The 23378-nt window shown below is 65.0% G+C and carries 18 protein-coding genes; 14 read left to right on the top strand and 4 right to left on the bottom strand.

From position 1 onward, the window contains the following. Positions 1–16: 16 nt before the first annotated feature. Entirely contained in the window at positions 17–1021 is a 1005-nt protein-coding gene (locus HW932_RS01455; protein ID WP_176974722.1) for a phosphotransferase, read from the bottom strand. Positions 1022–1173: 152 nt separating this feature from the next. Here HW932_RS01455 and HW932_RS01450 point away from each other — a divergent pair, with 152 nt between their 5' ends. The 14 genes from HW932_RS01450 to lpdA all read left to right on the top strand — a co-directional run bounded on the left by HW932_RS01450 (position 1174) and on the right by lpdA (position 19600). Then, a complete protein-coding gene (locus HW932_RS01450; RefSeq protein WP_176974721.1) occupies positions 1174–3672 on the top strand; it encodes an LPS-assembly protein LptD in 2499 nt (832 codons plus the stop codon). Continuing rightward, positions 3653–5005 carry a peptidylprolyl isomerase gene (locus tag HW932_RS01445; protein ID WP_176974720.1) on the top strand — a complete coding sequence of 451 codons (1353 nt, stop codon included), beginning with the start codon at positions 3653–3655 and terminating at the stop codon, positions 5003–5005. Before HW932_RS01450 ends, HW932_RS01445 begins: the two co-directional genes overlap by 20 nt. An 11-nt stretch (positions 5006–5016) precedes the next feature. Beyond that, positions 5017–6030, top strand: coding sequence for a 4-hydroxythreonine-4-phosphate dehydrogenase PdxA (gene pdxA / locus HW932_RS01440; protein WP_176974719.1), 1014 nt, complete (start codon positions 5017–5019; stop codon positions 6028–6030). 55 nt (positions 6031–6085) lie between these two features. Next, complete coding sequence (tgt, locus tag HW932_RS01435) at positions 6086–7180, top strand: tRNA guanosine(34) transglycosylase Tgt (RefSeq protein ID WP_176974718.1); 1095 nt, start codon at positions 6086–6088, stop codon at positions 7178–7180. Between the two features lie 46 nt (positions 7181–7226). Then, on the top strand, positions 7227–7991 hold the full coding sequence (locus HW932_RS01430; protein ID WP_176974717.1) for a radical SAM/SPASM domain-containing protein: 765 nt from the start codon (positions 7227–7229) through the stop codon (positions 7989–7991). A gap of 39 nt (positions 7992–8030) precedes the next feature. After that, on the top strand, positions 8031–8849 hold the full coding sequence (locus HW932_RS01425) for a class I SAM-dependent methyltransferase (protein ID WP_176974716.1): 819 nt from the start codon (positions 8031–8033) through the stop codon (positions 8847–8849). A 308-nt stretch (positions 8850–9157) separates the two neighbouring features. Continuing rightward, positions 9158–10204: a 4Fe-4S dicluster domain-containing protein gene (locus tag HW932_RS01420; protein WP_176974715.1), complete on the top strand. Its 1047-nt coding sequence runs from the start codon at positions 9158–9160 to the stop codon at positions 10202–10204. A 3-nt stretch (positions 10205–10207) separates the two neighbouring features. Next, positions 10208–11062 (top strand): FAD/NAD(P)-binding protein, encoded by an 855-nt coding sequence (locus HW932_RS01415; RefSeq protein WP_176974714.1) that lies wholly within the window; start codon positions 10208–10210, stop codon positions 11060–11062. Beyond that, the gene (locus HW932_RS01410; protein ID WP_012970031.1) at positions 11059–11814 is read left to right on the top strand and encodes an NADH-quinone oxidoreductase subunit B family protein; all 756 of its coding nucleotides are present in this window, start codon (positions 11059–11061) and stop codon (positions 11812–11814) included. Before HW932_RS01415 ends, HW932_RS01410 begins: the two co-directional genes overlap by 4 nt. Further along, positions 11811–13097, top strand: a complete 1287-nt coding sequence (locus HW932_RS01405) for a Ni/Fe hydrogenase subunit alpha (protein WP_176974713.1) — start codon at positions 11811–11813, stop codon at positions 13095–13097. Before HW932_RS01410 ends, HW932_RS01405 begins: the two co-directional genes overlap by 4 nt. Before the next feature lie 56 nt (positions 13098–13153). After that, complete coding sequence (locus HW932_RS01400; protein ID WP_176974712.1) at positions 13154–13606, top strand: hydrogenase maturation protease; 453 nt, start codon at positions 13154–13156, stop codon at positions 13604–13606. A gap of 148 nt (positions 13607–13754) precedes the next feature. Continuing rightward, positions 13755–16409: a pyruvate dehydrogenase (acetyl-transferring), homodimeric type gene (gene aceE, locus HW932_RS01395; RefSeq protein WP_176974711.1), complete on the top strand. Its 2655-nt coding sequence runs from the start codon at positions 13755–13757 to the stop codon at positions 16407–16409. A 35-nt stretch (positions 16410–16444) separates the two neighbouring features. Beyond that, positions 16445–17809 (top strand): dihydrolipoyllysine-residue acetyltransferase, encoded by a 1365-nt coding sequence (gene aceF, locus HW932_RS01390; RefSeq protein ID WP_176974710.1) that lies wholly within the window; start codon positions 16445–16447, stop codon positions 17807–17809. 66 nt (positions 17810–17875) lie between these two features. Further along, positions 17876–19600 (top strand): dihydrolipoyl dehydrogenase, encoded by a 1725-nt coding sequence (lpdA, locus tag HW932_RS01385; RefSeq protein ID WP_176974709.1) that lies wholly within the window; start codon positions 17876–17878, stop codon positions 19598–19600. Between the two features lie 44 nt (positions 19601–19644). Here lpdA and HW932_RS01380 read toward each other — a convergent pair whose 3' ends face one another. Genes HW932_RS01380 through gshA form a run of 3 tightly spaced genes read right to left on the bottom strand, consistent with a single transcriptional unit; the run spans position 19645 to position 23366 of the window. Beyond that, positions 19645–20205 (bottom strand): protein disulfide oxidoreductase, encoded by a 561-nt coding sequence (locus tag HW932_RS01380; RefSeq protein ID WP_176974708.1) that lies wholly within the window; start codon positions 20203–20205, stop codon positions 19645–19647. After that, positions 20198–21718: an exopolyphosphatase gene (gene ppx, locus HW932_RS01375; protein WP_176974707.1), complete on the bottom strand. Its 1521-nt coding sequence runs from the start codon at positions 21716–21718 to the stop codon at positions 20198–20200. Before ppx ends, HW932_RS01380 begins: the two co-directional genes overlap by 8 nt. Before the next feature lie 58 nt (positions 21719–21776). Beyond that, a complete protein-coding gene (gene gshA, locus HW932_RS01370; RefSeq protein WP_176974916.1) occupies positions 21777–23366 on the bottom strand; it encodes a glutamate--cysteine ligase in 1590 nt (529 codons plus the stop codon). Positions 23367–23378: the final 12 nt, after the last annotated feature.

Below are 23378 nucleotides of genomic sequence, written 5' to 3'. Positions count from 1 at the left end.
GTTCGAGGGCGCTCCATCAGGCCGCCACCGCCAGACGTGCCTTCAGCGCGGTCGAGACCGGGCCGCCGAGCCAGTCGCCGAACTCGCGCAATTCGGGATAGCGACCGGCCACGTCGAGCACATAGCCCAGGGTCCGTGGGATGTCGGCCAGATAGCCATGCTTGCCGTCGCGCAGACTCAGACGGGCGAAGATGCCGCAGGCCTTGAGGTGACGCTGCATCCCCATGAGGTCGAACCAGCGTTCGAAACGTTCGGGTTCGACCGCGTCGATCAGACCCGAGGCTTCGGCGCGCTGGAAGTAACCGAACGCCCAGTCCCGGACCCGCGCTTCGGGCCAGGCGATGTAGCAGTCGCGCAGCAGCGAGACCAGGTCATAGGTGATGGGACCGACCACGGCGTCCTGGAAGTCGAGCACGCCCGGATTGCCCGCCTCGGTCAGCATCAGGTTGCGCGAGTGATAATCACGATGGACGCAGACGCGCGGCTGTTCCAGGGCATTGTCGATCAGGATGGACTCGACGCGATCGAGCCGCTCGCAGTCGCGCGCGTCGAGCGACCGTTCCAGGAGTCCCTGCAACAGCCATTCGCGAAACAGGCCCAGCTCGCGCGTCAGAAGCGCCGTGTCGTACTGGGGCAGCCCATCGACCGGAGCGCGCGTCTGGAGCGTCTCCAGGGCGTCGAGCGCATCGCCATAGAGGCGGTCCGCGCTCTGCTCGTTCAGTTCGCCGAGATAGACACGGTCGCCGAGATCCGAGATCAGCAGGAACCCCTGTTCGCGGAACTCGGCATGGATCTCAGGGGTATTGAGTCCGCAGGCGCGAAAGCGCCGTGCCAGATCGGCATAGCGCCCGCAGTCCTCGAACTCGGGCGGGGCGTCCATGGCGATCCAGGTCTCGCCGGCACGCCGGACACGCCAGTAACGACGAAAACTCGCATCCGAGGACGCCGGGGTCAACTCCAGCGACTCCGGGCCCAGGACATCGCTCAACCAGGAACGCAAGACAGCAGTTCGATCCGACACACCCATTCACTCCAATACGGTCAAAAAAGTCTTCGAACCAGGGTCTGCGACCCTCGATGCCGTCATCGGCGATTGATGACGCGCCCTGGATGTGACATGGTTACAGGTCCAACCCCTAGCGTCCACTCAGTTACACTCACACGCCCCGACCCATGCCGACCCTGGCCGATCTCAAACAGAGCGCATGCGCGGTCGCGCTACTCGTGCTCGCGGCCGCCTCGGCTCCAGGCGGGGCGAGCGAATCCAGCCCTGATCCGAGCACGCCCCAGAGCGGGTTCATACCCACCGCGCCTGAGCGCCCACCCGTGGCCGACTCGCCCCTGATCCCCAGCCGGCCGACCGAACGCGATGCCGCGCTCGCGACCCTGGAGCAGCAGAGCGCCCAGGGCGTCACCCTCGCCCCGCCGGACGAGACGCCGCTCGCGCCCGTGATCGTCGTCCCCGTCGAGCAGCGCGCCGATGCCCCCCGTCTGCATCAGGATCTCGGCTGGGAGTACTGCGGACCCGCGCCCGGCGTCACGGAGATCGCGCCGGCGTCCCCGCCGCCAGAGGCACAACGCCTGCCGATCGAGATCACGGCCGATCTGGTCGACTACGATCGCGAGCGCGACCTGATCCAGTTGCAGGGCGAGGTCGATATCGTCCAGGAATCGCGCCGCTTGCGCGCCGAGCGTTCGCGCTACGACCGGCGTAGCGGAGACGTCAGCGCCGCCGGCGGCGTCGAGCTGGACTATCCGGAACTGCGCGTGATCGGCGAGCGCGCCGACTACAACCTGGAGACCAAGCGCGGACACCTGGAGCAGACCGGCTACCGGATGCACGGCCGAGCCAATCTGCGCGGCGCCGCCGCCGAGGCCTGGCTGCTCGACGACGAGCGCAGCCGCTATCGCGACGTCCTCTATACCACCTGTGCACCTGGAAACTCGGCCTGGTCGCTGCGTGCGCGTGATCTGGAGCTGGATCAGGGCACGGGTCAGGGCGTGGCACGCCACGCGCGCCTGCGCCTCTGGGACGTGCCCGTGCTCTACACCCCCTATCTGACCTTTCCGATCGACGGGCGCCGGCGCAGCGGTTTTCTGATCCCGACCGTCGGCACCTCCGAGGAGACCGGATTCGATCTCACGATTCCCTACTACTGGAACATCGCGCCCAACATGGACGCGACCCTGACGCCGCGTCTGATGAGCTCGCGCGGGCTGATGCTCGGGGCCGAGTTTCGCCATCTCTCGCCCTGGCAGCGCATCGAACTCGATGGCGAACTCCTGCCGAGCGATTGGAAGAACGAGGATGAGGGCGTGCGTGGCGCACTGCGCGTCAACCAGTCCGCCTGGTTCGGCACGCGCTGGTCGACCGCGATCGACTATGCCTCGGTCTCCGACGACCGCTATCTGGTCGATTTCGGCAACCGGCTCGATGTGACGAGCCTGCGCAACCTCAGTCAGCGCGCGGACGTCCTGTACAGCGGCGATGGCTGGTGGGCACTGGGGCGCGTGCAGCAGTTCCAGACGGTCGACACCAGCATCGCACCGGCCAACCGGCCCTACGGACAGCTCCCGCACATCGAGCTGAACCTCTCGCCCGATACCCTGATCGGCGGACTGGAATACGACTTCAAGGCGCAGTACGACTATTTCGACCACAATGCGGCCGTCCATGGCAGCCGGCTGGTCGCCATCCCCGCGCTGCGCTGGCCGCTGCGGCGTGGCTTCGGTCATCTCATCCCGCGCGCGCGGCTCTATTACACCCAGTACGATCTCGCCGATCAGGTGGAGGGCGCCGACAGTCAGCCGAGCCATCTGATCCCGAGTGTCGATCTCGACGGAAAGCTGATCTTCGAGCGCGAGGCCGACTGGTTCGGCCACGAGACCTTGCAGACGCTCGAACCCCGGCTCTATTACGTCCTCACCGCCCACGAGGACCAGTCCGACAATCCGCGTTTCGACACCACCGCGCTCGATTTCAGTTTCGCGAGTCTGTTTCGCTCCAACCGCTTCACCGGCTACGACCGCATCAGCGACGAGAACCGTCTCACCCTGGGTCTGACCTCGCGCACCATCGCCAACCGCGATGGCGACGAACTCCTGCGCGCCAGTCTCGGCCAGATCTACTACTTCGACGAGCGCCGCGTCCAGCTCGATGCCTCGGCGCCGCGCGACGACACCAGTTCGTCGCTGGCCGGCGAACTGGCGGCGCGTCTGCATCGCGACTGGACGGCGCAGGTCGGGCTGCAATGGAATCCGCATGACGACGACGGGCACGCCTGGGAGAAGCAGATCTTGCAGCTCCGCTACGCCCCCGACCGCGAACGTCTGATCAATCTCGCCTACCGCTACAATCTGGGCAGCCAGGCGTCGGAGGAATACGAGGACACGGACCTCGCGTTCCAGATGCCCATCGGCCCACGGGTGCGGGTGGTCGGACGCTGGCTCTACTCGCTGCTCAACGACGAGACGGTGGAGGCCTTCGCCGGCCTGGAGTTCGGCCAGTGCTGCTGGCGTCTGCGCGTACTGGGTCAGCATCTCAAGCGCGACGCCGACCAGCCGGCGAGCACCAGTGTCATGCTGCAACTGGAGCTGGCCGGTCTCGGCTCCTTCGGCAATTCGATCGATAAGGTTCTGCAACGAGGAATCTATGGCTATCAGTCCGAATAGAGGCGCGCCGGCGTGGATGGCGCCGCGCCGGTCCCTGCGTGGGACGCTGCCGGGACTCGCGCTGGGACTTGCGCTGGCGCTCGGAATGGGGCCGGCGCCGGTCTCGGCCCAGGCATTGGACGCCATCGTCGCGGTGGTCAACGACGACGTGGTGGTGCAGAGCGAGCTGGAGCGCGAGATCGCGCTGGTGATCCCGCAGCTCAACCAGCGCGGGACGGCGGTGCCGCCCCCGGAGCAGTTGCGCAAGCAGGTGCTCGACCGGCTCATCCTCAAGCACTTGCAGCAACAGCGCGCCAAGGAACTCGGCCTCAAGGTGGATGAAGCCACGCTGGAAGAGGCGCTCCAGGGCATCGCCGGCCGCAACGGGCTGTCGCTCGACGAACTCAAGGCGACGCTGGAGGCCGGCGGCATCCGCTTCGAGGACTTCCGCGAGGACACGCGCTCGCAGATCCTGAGCAGTCGTTTGCAGAATCAGGAGGTGGTGCGCAAGATCCAGGTCAGCGAACCCGAGGTCGATCGTTTCCTCGCGCGCGAAGCCAGCCGGCTGATCGAGCGCGAGCAGGTGCGCTTGCAGCACATCCTGGTCGCACTGCCCGAAAATCCGACCCCGGAGCAGGTCAAGCGCGCCGAGGACAAGGCCAGGGGACTGGTGGGCCGTCTGCGCGGCGGGGCCGACTTCGCCGAGGTGGCGGCGCGCGAGTCGGATGGACGCAACGCCCTGGAGGGCGGCGATCTGGGCTGGTTCGAGATGGGCGCGGTGCCGAGTCTGGTGTCGGATCTGGCCTATACCCTGGCCGAAGGCGAGGTCAGCGAGCCGTTGCGCAGCCCGAGCGGTTTCCACATCATCCGGATGCGCGAGATCAAGGCCGCCGCCCCCGAGGACGTCACCCAGACGCGGGCGCGTCACATCCTGATCCGCACCAACGAGATCGTCTCGGATGCCGACGCGCGTCAACGGTTGCTGCAACTGCGCGAGCGCATCCTGAACGGCGAGGACTTCGCGACCCTGGCGCGGGCGAACTCGGACGATACCGGCTCGGCGCTCAAGGGCGGTGAGTTGGGCTGGGTCGATCCGGGCAACACGGTGCCCGAGTTCGAGGAGCAAATGAACGCCCTGGCCGTCGGAGCGACCAGCGAACCCTTCAAGAGCCCCTTCGGCTGGCACATCCTCCAGGTCGAGGAACGGCGCCAGCAGAGTGCCAACGAGGACATCCTGCGTCTGAAGGCACGCGAGGCGCTGCAACGGCGCAAGGCCGAGGAAGCGACGGAGGAATGGTTGCGCCAGTTGCGCGACGAAGCCTATGTCGAGATCCGGCTCGACCAGGAATCATGATCTCAGAGTCCATGACACACCCAAGCGAATCTCACGTGCCGCGTTTGGCGCTGACGCCCGGCGAGCCGGCCGGCATCGGTCCCGATCTGATCGTGCGTCTGGCGGCGGCCGGGCACTCGGCCGCCGAGCTGGTGGCCATCGCCGATCCGGACCTGTTGGCCGAGCGTGCCGCACGGCTCGGTCTGTCGCTGACGATCGCGCCCTTCGATCCGGCTCAGGCGCCCTGTCCGAGCCAACCCGGTCGGCTCAAAGTCCGGCCGGTGGCGCTCGAACGGGCGGCAACACCCGGCCGGCTCGATCCGGCCAACGCCGGCTATGTGCTGGAGACGCTCAGACGCGCCTGTGACGGCTGTCTCGACCGCACCTTCGATGCCCTGGTCACGGGGCCGGTGCACAAGGGCGTCATCAACGAGGCCGGCATCCCCTTCACCGGGCACACCGAGTTCCTGGCCGAGCGCTGCGGGGCCGAGCCGGTGATGATGCTGGCCACGCCCGGTCTGCGCGTGGCGCTGGCGACCACGCATCTGCCGCTGTCTGCCGTCAGCGCGGCCATCACGCGCGACTCGCTCGGGCGCGTGGTCGACATCCTGCATCAGGATCTGGTCGCGCGCTTCGGTCTGGAGCAGCCGCGCATCCTGGTGTGCGGACTCAATCCGCACGCCGGCGAGGGCGGACACATGGGACGCGAGGAGATCGAGGTCATCACGCCCGTGCTCGCCGAGCGGCGCGCGCGCGGCTGGGATCTGGTCGGACCGCTGCCCGCCGATACGCTGTTCGTGCCGACGCGCCTGAAGGACGCCGATGCGGTGCTGGCCATGTATCACGATCAGGGGCTGCCGGTGCTCAAGCATCTGGGCTTCGGTCAGGCGGTCAACGTCACCCTGGGCCTGCCGATCATCCGCACCTCGGTCGATCATGGCACGGCGCTGGAACTGGCCGGAACCGACCGCGCCGATTTCGGCAGTCTGCGTCTGGCGCTCCAGACGGCACTGACGATGACGGCGGCTGTCGCCGCTCGACACTGAACTTCGACCACCTTGATGATCCGGCTCGCTCCGAGCCGGTCAGGAATCTCATTCGATGCACTTCGATCTGCTTGAACGCGATGGTCTCGCCCGTCGCGGCCGTCTGACCTTTGCACGCGGGACCGTCGAGACCCCCGCCTTCATGCCCGTGGGCACCTATGGCACGGTCAAGGCCATGACCCCGGAGGAGCTACTGGAGGTCGGCGCCGAGATCGTGCTCGGCAACACCTTCCATCTGATGCTGCGCCCCGGCACCGAGGTCATCCGCCGGCTCGGGGATCTGCACGGCTTCATGCACTGGGACAAACCCATCCTCACCGACTCGGGCGGTTTCCAGGTCTTCAGTCTGGGCGAGCTGCGCAAGATCACGGAAGACGGCGTCAAGTTCCAATCGCCGGTCGACGGCAGTCCGGTGTTCCTCAGCCCCGAGATCTCGATGCAGGTGCAGCGCGAACTCGGTTCCGACATCGTGATGATCTTCGATGAATGCACGCCCTACCCGGCCAGCGAAGAACAGGCGCGCGTCTCGATGGAGCTGTCGCTGCGCTGGGCGGCTCGCTCGCGCGAGGCGCATGGCGACAATCCGGCGGCGCTGTTCGGCATCGTCCAGGGCGGGATGCACGAGCGCCCGCGCGCCGAGTCGCTGGAAGGTCTGATGCGCATCGGTTTCGATGGCTATGCGGTCGGCGGACTCTCGGTCGGTGAGCCGGAAGACGACCGGCTACGGGTGCTCGATTTCCTCTCCGACAAGCTGCCGACCGATCGGCCGCGCTATCTGATGGGCGTCGGCACGCCCGAGGACATCGTCGCCGCCGTCCAGCGCGGCATCGACATGTTCGACTGCGTGATGCCGACCCGCAATGCACGCAACGGCCATCTGTTCACCCATCAGGGCGTGGTGCGCATCCGCAACGCCGTCCACCGCACAGACGAGGGACCGCTCGACCCGCTGTGCGACTGCTACACCTGCCGTCACTACAGCCGCGCCTATCTGCATCATCTCGACCGCTGCAAGGAGATCCTGGGCGCACGGCTGGCAACCATCCACAATCTGCATTATTACCAGACCCTGATGCGCGGACTGCGCGAGGCCATTGCTACCGGACGCTTGGCCGCTTTCGTCGCGGAGTTCGAACAGCAGCGGGCGTAGGTGTTCCAAGTCGATCAGGATCGCGGATTTCCGTGTACGAAAAACCATGAATTCAGTGCTTGATTGCGTTTTTATCGAAACAACAACGGCCTGCACGAGAAGGTGTCGCTTTTGCACGCATTATTACCATGACATAATTCCGCATTTCATGCATGAGGATCTGTTTCTCAAGATCATGGACGATCTCAGGAGCATCGATTATTCAGGACGCCTTTCCTTCTATATGAATGGCGAACCGCTACTGGATCGGCGGCTTGAGAAATGGGTCGGAATTGCCAAGTCTTCCTGCCCCAAAGCGCTGAACTTCATCAACACCAATGGCGATCTGCTGACCGAAGCGCGCGCGCTCGATCTATTCGACTCCGGTCTCGATGCCATGAAGGTCAATTCTTATACGGAGAAGGTGGCAGAAAAAATAGAAGGACTCATGCGCACGCTGCCTGATCGCTTTCGCAGCAAGATCATTCATAATGCGGTGAGCGGTTTCGACGGGTGGTCGAGTCGTGGCGGGGTTGTAAAAACTGCGGCCCAGTCACAGCCGCGCTATCCGGGGCCGATATGTCCTCGGCCCTTCAGACAGCTCTATATCAAGGTGACCGGAGAAGTCGCCCTATGCTGTACCGATGACCAATGTCAGCATGTCATGGGGGATGTGAGACTGAAGACTGTCGAAGAGATCTGGCACGGGGAATCCTTTGAGTCGGTCCGCCATGGGTTTATTGGCGAATCCAAGTTGCCGGCGCTTTGTTACAGGTGCGATCTGGAGCCTTCCTATCAAGAGGTTTGCGAAATAAGGGCGCTGTTTTCATAGTGCCTCAGGGGATTGTTCAATTTTTGCAGGAGATCGGAGATGCCATTTAGCAATTGCGAGCAGATAACGCCTATTGTCAGCGAAATACGGAGTTTGCGCCCGGACTCGGTTTTGGATGTCGGCTGTGGCCTTGGGCTGTATGGCATGCTTTGCCGTATATTTCTGGATCTCTATGATGACGAGGCGTTCATTTCGAAGCTTGAGACTGAGTGCAAGATCGACTGGCGCGTTCGTATCGACGCGATCGAGGGAACCTCTGTATATCTTCCGTACATACCCGGCTGGGTTTACGATGACGTGCAGTGCGGGAATGCGCTGGATATTTTGCGCGACTTGAAAGATGGGGCATATGATTTGGTGCTGGCTCTAGCCATCCTGGAACACTTCGATCGCGATGATGGACTGGAATTCCTTTCTCATCTGAAGCGGATCGGGCGAAAGGTGATAATTTCGGTGCCCAAGAACGTCATGCCGCAGGAGGTTTCCGGCTATCCATATGAGACTCATCGTTCTCATTGGAGCGACACCGATCTTGCCGCATGCGGATTCAACAGATTCATTCCTCATTTTGGAGCATGGATTGCGATCCATGATCCTGAGATCGGCCCTGTGGCTCAGGCTGCTCGGCAGGCATCGCTGGCAAGGCAGGCGCTCACCTTCAGCGGTGAATCGTCGCTCAAAAATGGCTCCGCGACTCCTGCTTTGGCAGAGGTCAAGGCTTCCTTGAGCACAATCACGGATTTGCTTTCTGAGATCCGCGAGCAGCAAGAAGTCACGAACAGCGAACGGCTGAGTCTCAGGTTTCGATGGCACTCTCTGGTGAGCCGGGGAGCCTCGAAACTGCGGCAACGGCAATGACTTGACACAGGGATGGAGTTGGGTCGGCGGCCTTCCGACGAAGGGGGCAGGCGGGCACTTTATGTACCCTTGCGGCTATTTCAATACAAAAGATTGACTTAAAGCGTTAGCCCTAGTTTTGCTAGGGACATTAACCTTATTGCAATCTTCTGATTCTCTGATAGCGGGAATGGCGTCATCCAGACGCCTTGGCCGCCTTTCCCCACGCCAACCGGATCGGCTTGGAGCATCGAATCAGGTTGGCGTCAGCTTCGCCCGTGCGCTCATAGCCTCCGCGCGCGCGGGCCTCGATACAGAGGTTTCCCGGTTTGAGAATACTCCCCAAGCACCTGCTCCAGGCCTGGGTCGAGCGTCTGCGTGTCGATCACCGCGTGGTCGCCCCGAGGGAATCGCACGGCCAGTACATCTTCGACGAGATCACCAGCGCCGACGAGCTCGTCCTCGACTACCACAGCAGCGTCCTGCCCCCCAAGAAGTACTTCCTGCCCCCGCGCGAGGATCTCTTCACCTTCAATGCCAAGACGATGGAGATGTCGCCGGTCATCGAGGAGATCCAGCCCACGGTCATCATGGCGCTGCATACCTGCGATCTGCACGCCATCCAACTGCTCGACCGCATCCAGGGCACGGGCCATGTCGATCAGCACTATCAGGCGCGCCGCCGCAAGACGACCCTGGTCAGCATCGAATGCATGGAACCCTGCATGGCTCAGGCGTTCTGCAAGAGCCTGGGCACCCTGTCGGTCCCGGAACAGTTCGATGTCCATCTGACCGATCTCGGGGATCGCTATGCCGTCGACGTCGGCTCCGATGCGGGCGAGGCGCTGATTCGCGGCATGGGCTTCTTCTGGAAGCCGTCGGACGCCGACTACGATCGCTTCAACGAAGTGATGGCCGGCAAGTGGCCCAACTTCGACTACCGGCTCGACTGCGACGTCACCGACCTGCCCAATCTGCTCGGCGCCAGCCATGACAGCGCACTCTGGGACGAGATCGGCGAACGCTGCCTCTCCTGCGGCCAGTGCACCAAGGTCTGCCCGACCTGCTATTGCTTCGATGTCGTCGACGAGATCGATCTGAAGCTGGAAAAAGGCAAGCGGGTACGGGTGTGGGATTCCTGCCTGCTGGAAAAGTTCGCCGTGGTCGCCGGCGGACACGACTTCCGCAACTCGCGCGCCAACCGGCTGCGTCATCGCTTCATGCGCAAGGGCAAGTACCAGCTGGAAGCCTACGGCCTGCTCGGCTGTGTCGGCTGCGGACGCTGCGCCCTCTCCTGTCCCGCGCACATCACGCCCATCGCCACGCTCAACACCCTCAACGAACGTCGCCAGGCGTCCCCAGGGGAATCGGCCTAGACCATGACCACACTGCTACGCGAAACCCTGGACCATTCGTCCATCTACATGCCGACCCCGGCGCGCATCGTCGCGGTCGAACAGTTCACCGAACTCGAAAAGTGGTTCCATCTCGAACTGCCGAGCGGCTTCACCATCGCCCACCAGCCGGGACAATTCGTCGAGGTCTCGGTGCTCGGCATCGGTGAGGCGCCGATCAGCATCTGTTCCTCACCGGCGCGCAGCAACGGAGCCTTCGAGCTGTGCGTGCGCCGCGTCGGCAAGCTGACCGAGGCGCTCCATCGTCTGGAGCCGGGCAGCATGATCGGCGTGCGCGGTCCCTTCGGTCACGGCTTCCCGATCGACCGCTTCCAGGGCAAGGACATCGTCTTTGTCGCCGGCGGTCTGGGTCTGGCGCCGCTGCGCTCGCTCATCACCGAAGTGCTGGACGAGCGCGGCAAGTACGGACGCGTCGCGCTGCTCTATGGCGCGCGCACGCCCAAGGACTTCCTGTTCCCGGACGATCTCAAGAGCTGGGCCGAGCGCGGCGACATCGAGTGTCATGTCACCGTCGACCGCCCGACCGACGGCTGGGACGGTAACGTCGGCGTCATCACCACCCTGCTGCCCAAGATCGACTTCCCGGCGCGCAACACCATCGCCACCGTGGTCGGTCCGCCGGTCATGTACAAGTTCGTCCTCCAGGATCTGCTCGCCAAGGGCGTCGCCGAGGGCAACATCTGGCTCTCGTTCGAGCGTCAGATGAAGTGCGGCGTCGGCAAGTGCGGCCACTGCCAGATGCACCACATCTACACCTGTCAGACAGGACCGGTCCTGTCCTACGCCGAGGTCAAGGATCTTGAGGAGGCGCTGTCATGAAACCCAAGGTCGCCTTCTTCGAGTTCACCAGTTGCGAGGGCTGTCAGCTGACGGTCCTGGATACGCTCCAGCGCCATCCCGAGCTGCTGGAGGTGATCGAGATCGTCCAGTTCCGCGAGGCCATGAGCGAGCGCGGCGAGGACTATCAGATCGCCTTCATCGAGGGTTCCTGCACGCGCCCGTCCGATGAAGCCAAGATCCGCGAGATCCGCGAACAGGCTCAGATCGTCGTCGCCCTGGGCGCCTGCGCGCATCTGGGCGGCATCAATGCCATCCGCAACCGGATGCCGCTGGAGCAGACCCGCGAATATGTCTACGGCGACAAGAAGGACTGGTTCGAGACCTATCCGGCGCGGCCGCTGAGCGCCGTGATCGAGGTCGATGCCGTCATCCCCGGCTGTCCGATCGACCGCAAGGAGTTCGCCACGGCGGTGACGCATCTGCTGCAGGGGCGCAAGCCGGCGATCCCGGACTATCCGCTGTGCATCGACTGCAAGCTCACCGAGAACGTCTGCATGTTCCTGCGCGGTCAGACCTGTCTCGGTCCCGTCACCCGTGCCGGCTGCGAGGCCATCTGCCCGGCCCAGGGTCAGGGCTGCGAGGGCTGTCGCGGTCTCATTCCGTCCCCCAACATGCACTCGATCAAGCAGGCGCTGCGCGAGCACGGCATGACCGAAGACCAGATCGCGGCCAAGCTGTCGCTCTTTCTCACCTACCAAACGATGCAACTGGAAGGGGTGACGCCCGCATGACCACGCTGAAAGTCGATGTCCATCATGTGACGCGCGTCGAGGGCCACGGCAACATCGTCGTGGATGTCCAGAACGGCGTGCTCAAGCAGTGCGATCTGCAGATCGTCGAGACGCCGCGCTTCTTCGAGGCCATGCTGCGCGGGCGTCCCTACCTGGACGCCTCGCACCTGACCTCGCGCATCTGCGGCATCTGCGCTGTCGGGCACGCGACCGCTTCGCTGCGCGCCACCGAGCAGGCGCTCGGGGTGACGCCCAGCCCGCAGACGACGCTGCTGCGCAAGCTCAACTTCCACGGCGAGATCCTCGACAGCCACATCCTGCACATCTACATGCTGGTGGCGCCGGATTATTTGGGCGTCGGCAGCGTCATCCCGCTGGCGCAGAGCGCGCCGGACGTGGTGCTGCGTGCGCTGCGCATGAAGCAGCTCGCCGGGGATCTGTGCGCGGCCATCTGCGGGCGTCACACCCATCCGATCTCGATGACGGTCGGCGGCTTCACGCACTTCCCGAGCCTGGAGACGCTGCGCGAGCTGCGGGCGCGGCTGGTGGCCTCGCGCGCCGACTGCGACGCCACCATCGAGCTGCTGGCTGGGCTGGAATTCCCCCGCTTCGAGCGCGACACCGAGTACGTCGCGCTGCACAAGGGCGAGGAATACTGCTTCATCGACGGCGTCATCGACAGCAGTGACGGCGGACGCTGGGATCTGGAGGACTACCGCCTCGTCACCAACGAGACCATCGTCCCGCATTCCTCGGCCAAGCACACCCGCCACCAGCGCGACTCCTACATGGTCGGGGCGCTGGCGCGCTTCAACATCAACCACGACAAGCTGCATCCGCGCGCGCGGGCGGCGGCCGAGGCGCTCGGTCTGGCGCCCAAGGTCATCAACCCCTATCTGATCGCGGCGGCACAGGCCGTCGAGGTGGTGCACTGCACCGAGGACGCGATCCAGCTCATCGACCAGTTGCTTGAGATGGGCATCCGGCACGAGGAGCCGGCCGCGCCGACCCGGCTGACCGGCGAGGGCGTGGGGGCCGCCGAGGTGCCGCGCGGCACCCTCTTCCACCACTACCAGATCGAGGACGGGGCGATCGTCGGCGCCAACTGCATCATCCCGACCGGCCAGAATCTGGCCAACATCGAGCTGGACATGCGGGCGCTGGTGCCGACCATCCTGGATCGCAGTCAGGAAGACATCACGCTCGCTCTGGAAATGCTGGTGCGTGCCTATGATCCCTGCATCTCCTGCTCGACCCACATGCTGAACGTCCGCTTCGTTTGACCTGATCGGCTTTGCGTTCCCCGGTTCGTCCGGGGGGCGCGACCGAGATCCCCTACATGAACACCCTCATCCTGGCGCTGGGCAATCCGTTGCGCGGCGACGACGGCATCGGGGCCGCTGTCCTCGAAGCCCTGCCAAACCTGCCGCCCGACGTGACCCTGCTGGACGGCGGCACACCCGGTCTTGATCTCGTCCTCAGACTCCAGAGGCACGACCGGGTCATCATCCTGGATGCCGCCGACATGGGCGAGTCGCCCGGCGTCTGGCGCTGTCTGACACCGGAGTCCGTGCGCGGACTCGACCCCCAGCTTCGCGGCAATCTGCATGCGGCCGGTCTGGCCGAGGCGCTGACGCTGGGCGAGGCGCTGGGCATCCTGCCGCCCGAGATCCTCATCCTGGGCATCCAGCCGGCAGCGATCGACTGGTCGCCTGGGCTGAGTCCGGCGGTCGCCCGAGTCATCCCCGAGGTGTGCGAGGCGGTTCTGAGGCTCCTGCGTCCAACGGGCTGAGTCGCGGCCGATTCGGTGGGCCGTGGATGCCGGTCATGCCACTCGTGCATTGCGCAATCGAATCCTGAGTATTTAATAAATTGTCGATCCAGGTATACTCGCGACCTTGTCCAACCGACATCGTCCCTAACGTCTCCCTGGAAGCGACATGACCCATAAGCCCGATATCGATCCGCAAGAGACTCAGGAATGGCTCGACTCGCTCGAGGCCGTGCTGGAGAACGAGGGCGTCGAGCGCGCCCATTTCCTGCTCGAACGCCTGATCGACAAGGCCCGGCGCTCGGGCGCCTATCTGCCCTACAGCGCCAACACCGCCTATCTGAACACCATCCCGGTCCAGGCCGAGCAGCCCTTTCCGGGCGATCTGGCCCTGGAGCGGCGCATCCGCTCGCTGGTGCGCTGGAATGCGATGGCGATGGTGGTCCAGGCCAATCGGCTCTCGACCGAGCTGGGCGGGCACATCTCCAGCTTCGCCTCCTCGGCGACCCTGATCGATGTCGCCTACAACCACTTCCTGCACGCGCGCACCAAGGATCATGGCGGGGATCTGGTGTTCTTCCAGGGTCACAGCGCGCCCGGTATCTATGCCCGCGCTTTCCTCGAAGGGCGGATCAGCGAGGAGCAGCTCCATCACTTCCGCCAGGAGGTCGACGGCAACGGCCTGTCGTCCTATCCGCATCCCTGGCTGATGCCCGGTTTCTGGCAGTTCCCGACGGTCTCGATGGGACTCGGACCGCTGATGGCCATCTACCAGGCGCGCTTCATGCACTATCTGCGCGATCGCGGACTGGTCAACACCGCCGGGCGCAAGGTCTGGGCCTTCCTCGGCGACGGCGAGATGGACGAGCCGGAATCCCTGGGCGCGATCTCGCTGGCCGCGCGTGAGCGGCTCGACAATCTGGTGTTCGTGGTCAACTGCAACCTGCAACGGCTCGACGGGCCGGTGCGCGGCAACGGCAAGATCATCCAGGAGCTGGAAGCCGTGTTCCGGGGCGCGGGCTGGAACGTCATCAAGGTCGTCTGGGGCCGCTACTGGGATCCGCTGTTCGCGCGCGACAAGCTCGGCCTGATGCTCAAGCGCATGGAGGAATGTCTCGACGGCGACTATCAGGCGTACAAGGCCAAGGGCGGCGCCTACACCCGTGAGCACTTCTTCGGCAAGTACGATGAACTCAAGGCCATGGTCGCCAACATGTCGGACGAGGACATCTGGCGGCTCAATCGCGGCGGTCATGACCCGATCAAGGTCTTCAACGCCTATGCCGCCGCCATGAGCTGCACCGGCCAGCCGACCGTGATCCTGGCCAAGACAGTCAAGGGCTATGGCATGGGTGTGGCCGGCGAGGGCATGAACATCACCCACTCGCAGAAGAAGATGGGCGAGACGGCGCTGCGGGCCTTCCGCGACCGCTTCAACATCCCGATCTCGGACGATCAGATCGACGCCACGCCCTTCTACAAGCCGGCGCCGGACAGCGCCGAGAGTCAGTATCTGCACGCACGGCGCGAACGGCTCGGCGGTTTCCTGCCGGCGCGGCGCGACGAGGCCCCGGCGCTCCAGGTACCGGCGCTCGATGTCTTCAAGTCGTTGCTGGAGGGTAGCGGCGACAAGGAGATGTCGACCACCATGGCCTTCGTGCGGCTGCTCACGCTCCTGGTGCGCGACAAGCAGATCGGCCAGTACGTGGTGCCCATCGTCCCGGACGAGGCGCGCACCTTCGGCATGGAGGGCATGTTCCGTCAGCTCGGGATCTATGCCTCGCAGGGCCAGCTCTATGAGCCGGTCGATTCCGATCAGGTGATGTACTACCGCGAGGACAAGAAGGGCCAGATCCTGCAGGAGGGCATCAACGAGGCCGGGGCCATGTCGTCCTGGATCGCGGCGGCCACGGCCTATGCCAATCATGGCCAGAGCATGATCCCCTTCTATATCTATTACTCGATGTTCGGCTTTCAGCGCATCGGCGATCTGGCCTGGGCGGCGGGCGACATGCGCGCGCGCGGCTTTATGATCGGCGGCACGGCCGGGCGCACCACGCTGGCCGGTGAAGGCTTACAGCATCAGGATGGTCACAGCCTGATTCTGGCCTCGACCATTCCGAACTGTGTGGCCTACGACCCGGCCTATGCCTATGAGCTAGCGGTCATCGTGCAGGACGGACTGCGGCGGATGTATGAGGACAAGGAGAACGTCTTCTACTACATCACGGCGATGAACGAGAACTACGTCCAGCCGCCGATGCCCGAGGGTTGCGCCGAGGGCATCCTCAAGGGGATGCATCCGGTCCGGCACGGCGCCGACGGCGAGCCTCGGGTCCAGTTGCTCGGCTCGGGCACCATCCTGCGCGAAGTGCTGGCGGCGGCCGAGTTGCTGGAGCAGGATTTCGGTATCGGTTCGACCGTCTGGAGCGTCACCAGCTTCAACGAACTGCGCCGCGAGGGCATCGAGATCGAGCGCTGGAACCGGCTCCATCCCGACCAGACCGCGCGCGTCACCTGGGTCGAATCCCAACTCGGCGACACGCGCGGCCCCATCGTCGCCGCGACCGACTACATGCGGCTCCAGGCCGATCAGATCCGGCCCTATGTGCCGCGCCGCTATGTGACGCTCGGCACCGATGGCTTCGGGCGCAGCGACATGCGCCGTCAGCTCAGAAAGTTCTTCGAGGTCGATCGCCATCAGGTCGCGCTCGCCGCACTCAAGGCGCTCGCCGACGAGGGCACGGTGCCAGTATCGATGGTGACGGACGCCATCGCCAAATACCGCATCGATCCGGACAAGCCCAACCCCGTGAACGTCTGAGCCGACTGGTCAACAGGTTTTAAGGAGCATTGCGCGTGTCAAGCCTCGAAGAAATCCTCTTGCCCGACATCGGCGATTTTTCTGGTGTCGAGATCATAGAGATCCTGGTCGCTCCCGGCGACCGGATCGAAGCCGAACAATCCATTCTGACCCTCGAAAGCGACAAGGCGACCATCGAGGTTCCCGCCCCCATCGGCGGGCTGGTTCGGGAGGTCTTGGTCAAGACCGGCGATCGCGTCAGTCAGGGCGATCGGCTGATGCGGGTCGAGCCGGCCGGGTCGTCCGCCGTGGGTTCAGGTTCGGACGAAACGTCCCCGCCGGCCGCCACGCTTCAGACTCCGGAACCGGCGGCCCCAGCCCCCAGCCCAGGAGCCGAGCCGGATGTCGAGCCTGAGCCGCTCCGCCGCGCCCCCGGTGAGACCGAGCGGCGTCAGGCCCCCGTGCTTCCGCGTCCCGAGGACATGACCGCCATCGCCCGTGGTCGCAAGGCCCATGCGAGTCCTGCCGTGCGCCGCTTCGCACGCGAGTTGGGCGTGGATCTGGCGCGGGTGAAGGGCACCGGCCCCAAGGGTCGCCTCGTCAAGGACGACGTTCAGGGCTATGTCAAGCAGACCCTGGCCCAGGGCGGCAGTGCGGCGATCGAGCCGGGCACGGCGGGCGTCTTCCAGCTCCCGAGCGCGCCCGAGGTCGATTTCAGCCGCTTCGGCCCGACCGAGATCCGGGAACTGCCGCGCATCCGCAAGCTCAGCGGTCGGCATCTGCACCGCTGCTGGATCGGCATTCCGCATGTCACCCAGTTCGACGAAGCCGATATCACCGATCTGGAAGCCTTCCGCCAGACCCAGAAGGATGACTCGGCCAAGGCGGGCGTCAAGCTGACCCTCCTGCCCTTCCTGCTCAAGGCCGTGGCGACGGCACTGGCGCGGATGCCCGTGCTCAAGGCGTCACTGACCCCGGATGGCGAGAGTCTGGTCCACAAGCATTACACCCATATCGGCGTCGCGGTCGACACGCAGAACGGTCTGGTCGTCCCGGTGGTGCGCGATGTCGACCGGAAGGGTCTGCACCAGCTCGCCACCGAACTGGCGGATCTCAGCGCCAAGGCGCGCGACGGCAAGCTGCTGCCGGGCGACATGCAGGGCGGCTGCTTCTCGATCTCCAGTCTCGGCGGCGTCGGCGGGACGGCCTTCACGCCCATCGTCAACGCGCCCGAGGTCGCCATCCTCGGCGTCTCGCGTGCCGAGATGAAGCCGGTGTGGAACGGGCGCGAGTTCGTGCCGCGCCGGATGCTGCCGCTGTCGCTGTCCTACGACCATCGCGTGGTCGACGGCGCCGACGGGGCACGCTTCACCAGCCTGCTGCGCGAACTGCTCGGTGACATCCGACGCTTGCTGATCTGATAGGATGGCGGGTCTTATCCCATAACGATTGTCAGCGCCTGTGGCGCCCGTGAGAGAAGCCCCACCATGAGCACCATCATCGAGGTCAAGGTTCCGGACATCGGAGATTTCAAGGACGTGCAGATCGTCGAGATCCTGGTCGCCCCCGGTGATCGGATCGAGCCGGAGACGTCACTGGTAACAGTCGAGAGCGACAAGGCCAGCATGGAGATCCCATCGCCCCGGGCCGGAGTCGTAAAGGCCGTGAACGTTAAGATCGGCGATCTGATCTCGCAGGGCGATCCGATCCTGACGCTCGACGTCGCCTCCGCGTCGGTTGACGAGAGCGACGACAGGGCGTCCGATGACGACGCCGAACTGGCCGCCGAGACCACAGCCGTCCAGGAAATCGTGACCGAGGTCGTGGTGCTCGGTGCCGGCCCCGGCGGTTACACGGCCGCCTTCCGCGCCGCCGATCTGGGCAAGAAGGTCGTCCTGATCGAGCGCTATCCGACGCTCGGCGGGGTTTGTCTCAACGTCGGCTGCATCCCGTCGAAGGCGCTGCTGCACACGGCCGCCATCATGGAAGAGGTCAAGACGCTCGGCGTCATGGGCGTGACCTATGGCGCGCCGGAGGTCGATCTGGCCAAGATGCGCGCCGGCAAGGACAGAGTCGTCGCCAAGCTCACCGGCGGACTGAGCGCACTCGCCAAGCAGCGCAACGTCCAGGTCGTCCAGGGCGCCGGGCGCTTCGAGTCGCCCAACCGGATCGGTGTGGAGACCAAGGAAGGGCGTGTGCGGGTGCGCTTCGATCAGGCCATCATCGCCTGCGGCTCCTCGCCGATGAAGATCCCCGGCTTCCCGCACGAGGACTCGCGCGTCATGGACTCGACCGATGCGCTGGCCCTGGCCGACGTGCCCGATCGGCTCTTGATCGTCGGCGGCGGCATCATCGGTCTGGAGATGGCGAGCGTCTACAGCGCGCTCGGTTCGCGGATCGACGTGGTCGAGCTGAAGAATCAGCTCATGCCCGGCTGCGACCCGGATCTGGTCAAGGCGGTCGAGAAGATCATCAAGAAGCGCTACGAGAACATCTTGCTCGAAACCAAGGTCGCCAGCATGAGCGCCGGACCCGAAGGCATCAAGGTGGTGTTCGAGGGCAAGCATCCGGGCACCGAACTCTACGACAAGGTGCTGGTGGCCGTCGGGCGTCTGCCAAACGGCAAGCTCATCGACGCCGAGGCAGCGGGCGTGACGGTCGACCAGCACGGCTTTATCAAGGTCGACCAGCATCAGCGCACCAACGTCCCGCACATCTTCGCCATCGGCGACGTGGTCGGCGGCCCGATGCTGGCGCACAAGGCCACGCACGAGGCCAAGGTCGCCGCCGAGGTCATCGCCGGACAGCCGTCGCTGTTCGACCCGCTGACCATTCCCTCGGTCGCCTATACCGACCCCGAGGTCGCCTGGATGGGCCTGACCGAGACCCAGGCCAAGGCCGACGGCATCCCCTACGAGAAGGGCGTCTTCCCCTGGGCGGCGAGCGGACGCGCGCTCGGCATCCATCGCGACGAGGGCCTGACCAAGCTGCTGTTCGATCCGGAGACCAAGCGCATCCTGGGCGCCGGCATCGTCGGCCCCAACGCCGGCGAGCTGATCGGCGAGGCGGTGCTGGCGCTGGAGATGGGCGCCGACATGGAGGACATCGGCCTGACCATCCACCCGCATCCAACGCTGTGCGAGACCATCGGACTCGCCGCCGAGATGGCGCATGGCTCCATCACGGACCTGATGCCGCCGAAGAAACGCTGAGAAGCGACCGAACGCCCCTCTCCCCTCGCGGGAGAGGGGGGGAATTACCGCCCCGCCAGCCAGAGACGCAGCCGTAACCCCAGCCCAGTGCTGACCCCAACGATCGACGAGCGAATACGTCCATCGCCATCGATCACAAAGCTGGTCGGCACACCCGCCACGCCCCAGGTCCGAGCCAAACGACCATCAGGGTCCAAGACGACCCGGAAATCCTGCCCGGCCTCGCGCATGTAGGCGCGGATCTCATCCTCCGTCCCCGATTGCAGCGCAACCGTGACGACGGCGTGATCGTTGGCGATGGCGTCGATGGTGCCGTCGGTGATCCGGCACACCGGACACCAGGTCGCCCAGAAATGCACCAGCACCGGTCGCCCGCGCCAGTCGGCGAGATCGATCGATGTGCCATCCACCGTGCGGCCAACCAGCGGCGGGGCCTCGCCCGTGACCAGGGTCCGTCCCTTCCACCACTGAACACCGACGACGATCGCCACGATCAGGACGAGGTTGACCAGCCAGCCGCCCAGACGTCGACGCCAGCGTTGCCGAGTCGTCGGCGCCGGGGGAGCGCACGCTGAATCGGGTGTCGGCTCTCTGTCGTCAGCCAAAACGCAACACCATCCCGGCTGCCGCCAACCGCTCGGCCTCCTGCTCCAGCTCCAACTGGGTCAGCGGATGGCCGGCGAGCCAGTCGTCCGGAAAACTCAGCGTCAGGTTCTCGCCCTCGACCTGAAGGATCGGATTCGGCTTGCTGTCGACCGAGCGGCCACGATGCAGCAGCACCGCCAGACGCAGGATGACGCACAGCCGCCGCACCGCGAGCTGGACGGCCTGGGGCAGCGCGGCGAATTCCTGCACCGGGAACTTGCGCCGATGTCCGAACACCAGCGCCGCGAGCATAGTCTGCTCCTGGCGCGTGAAGCCGGGCAGATCGGCGTTGCGCAGCAGATAGGCGCCATGCTTCTGATATTGGCTGTGGGCGACCATGACGCCGATCTCATGCACGCGCGCGGCCCAGGCGAGCATACGCGGATAGTCGAGATCGTCGAGCGACCAGGGCTTGACCAATTGACGATAGAGACTCAGCGCCGTTGCCTCGACACGCCGGCCATGTTCCTGATCGACATGAAACTGCCGGCAGAGCGTGGCGACGGTCCGATCACGCACGTCGCCCTGCTGATGGCGGCCCATCATCTCGTAGAGCACGCCCTCGCGCAGGGCATAGTCCGAGACCTGCATGTGCGCGATACCGAGCGAGTCGAACACCGAGCGCAGCACGGCCACACCACCGGCGAACACCGGACGGCGCTCCTCGCTCAAGCCCTTGAGATCGAGCGCCGAGACCTTGCCGGCGTCGATCAAGGCTTCGCGCAGTCGCATCAGCGATTCGGCCGAGATGCCGTCCTCGCACCAGCCCTCGGCCTGGACCACGGTGGCGATGGCGCGGATGGTCCCGGAACTCCCGACCGCCCGCTCCCAGCAGGTGCGGCGGAAGAGTTCGCGCACCGGACGGACCTCCAGGGCGCCCGTCAGCTCGGCGCGCTGCATGGCCTTGGCCGTGATCCGTCCATCGGCGAAGTGACGGCGCGTCATGCTCACACAGCCCATGTGCAGACTCTCGCGCAGACGCGGCGAGAAGGCGCGCCCGACGATCATCTCGGTACTGCCGCCGCCGATGTCGACCACCAGCCGCCGCTCCCCACTGGAAGCCAACCCATAGGCCACACCCAGATAGATCAGACGCGCCTCCTCGCGTCCGGCGATGACGTCGATACTGTGTCCGAGCGCGGACTCGGCGCGCTGAATGAAATCGGCGCCCGGATCGAGCTGGCGCAGCGTGTTGGTGCCGACGGCGCGCACGTCCTCGGGCGCAAAGCCGCGCAGACGCTGCCCGAAGCGTTCCAGACAGGCGAGTGCGCGCTCGGCGACCTCTGGCGTGATGCTGTGATCCTCGGTCAGTCCCTCACCGAGTCGCACCATCTCCTTGAGACGGTCGGTGATCTGGACATGACCGTCGTCGATGCGGGCGACGACCATGTGAAAACTGTTGGAACCGAGATCGACGGCCGCGACGGTGCGTGTCGAGGCTGTATCGGCAGCCTGTACGACGTCTTCGGGCATGGGCTAAATCCGGCGGATGGACAGGGCGCGAATGATAGCAAAGGGCGTCAGCGGACGTTCAGTGCATCGGCGGCTGAGCTGGAACACGAGCGGCGAAATAGTCGTTCAGGAAGGTATCGAAATCCACCTGGTCGGATGCCTCGATCGCCTGCTGGCGCGCGATCGACTCGGCGGCCAGCCGCTCGAAGAGTGCCTGCTGTTCAGGGGCGAGTTCGGCCATCTGGAATGCCTGCCGATGTGTCTCCGACCAGCGCCAGGCCAGGGCGAAGAAGCCCTCGCCCCGGTCTCGCATCTCGGCGAGCATCCGCGCCGATGGGGTCAGGTCCGGATGATCGATCTTCTCGCGCTGGCGTCTCAGGTTCGCCACATGTGGCCCATCCGAACCGCCATCGAGCAATTCGGCGATCCCGATCATGCCGTCGAGGATCTCGTGCGCCCAGACGCGCAACTCGACGGCCTCGCGATCGCGCGCCAGACGCAACCCAGGTTCGCGCCCGCGATGGGCGACCAGTACCTGATTCTCGTCGATGTTGCGCCGCTCACGTGTCGCGATCCGGGGGCTGTCCTGGAGCAGGCAATAGAGCATCAGGATCTCCAGAAACTCCAGTTGCTCCAGACCGACGCCGAGCGGTTCGAACAGATTGACGTCGAGCGAGCGCAGCTCGACATAGCGGACGCCGCGCCGGCGCAGGGCGTGGGTCGGTTTCTCCAGCCACTCGGTGATCTGTTTGGGCCGCACCGTGCTGTAGTACTCGTTCTCGATCTGGAGCACGTTGGCGTTGAGCTGCTCGTAGCGATCGCCGACCTTGATCCCAATGGTCTCGTACTGCGGACAGGGCGTCTCGATGGCCCAGGTCAGACTGCGCACATAGGCATCGAGGCTGTCATAGCAGGCCTTCATGCCCGTACCCTCTTCCTGCTTGTTCTGATAGCCGATGTCGCCCATGCGCAGGGACGTGGCATAGGGATAGTAGAGCGTGTGCGGGTCGAAACGCTCCAGGTCGGTTTCCTGTCCCTGAACGAAGCTGCCGCAAACCGCCGGCGAGGCGCCGAACAGATAGGGAACCAGCCAACCGATCCGTTGCAGGTTGCGGATCATGCTCATTTGGGCCTCGGAGCGGAAGAACCCCGGCTCGGCCCGGTCGTCGCGCTCGGCCTGATACAGCGTCCAGAAGGCGTCGGCGAAGGAGAAGTTGAAATGCACCCCCGCGATCACCTGCATCACCCGCCCATAGCGGTTGCCGAGTCCGCGCCGATAGACCGTCTTCATGGTCGCGGCATTGGAGGCGCCGTAGCGGGCGAGCGGGATGGCGGAGCCGCCCTTGATGACACAGGGCATACTGGTGGCCCAGAGCCGTTCGTCGTCCAGATGGCGGTTGACGAGGACATGGATGTCGCGCAAAAAGTCGAGCACCGCGCGCGGGTCGGTCAGCGCCGGCGTGACCAGTTCGATCAGGGCCTCGGAGAAGTCGGTCGTGATGTGCGGGTGAGTGAGCGCCGAGCCGAGCGCCGGCGGATGCGGTGTTTGTGCCAGGCGTCCGTCCGGCGCGACGCGCAGACTCTCTTTTTCCAAGCCGATCCGGTTCTCGCGCAGTGCCGCGCTCGCGCCGGCCCGATGGAGCCGGTCGAGCACCGGCTCCAGATCCATCGCGGTCTCGCT

Source organism: Allochromatium humboldtianum (genome assembly GCF_013385175.1).
In the GTDB taxonomy this organism is placed as follows: Bacteria; Pseudomonadota; Gammaproteobacteria; order Chromatiales; family Chromatiaceae; genus Thermochromatium; species Thermochromatium humboldtianum.
Note: the sequence above shows the minus strand (reverse complement) of the source record. Positions and strands in the feature narration are given on the sequence as shown.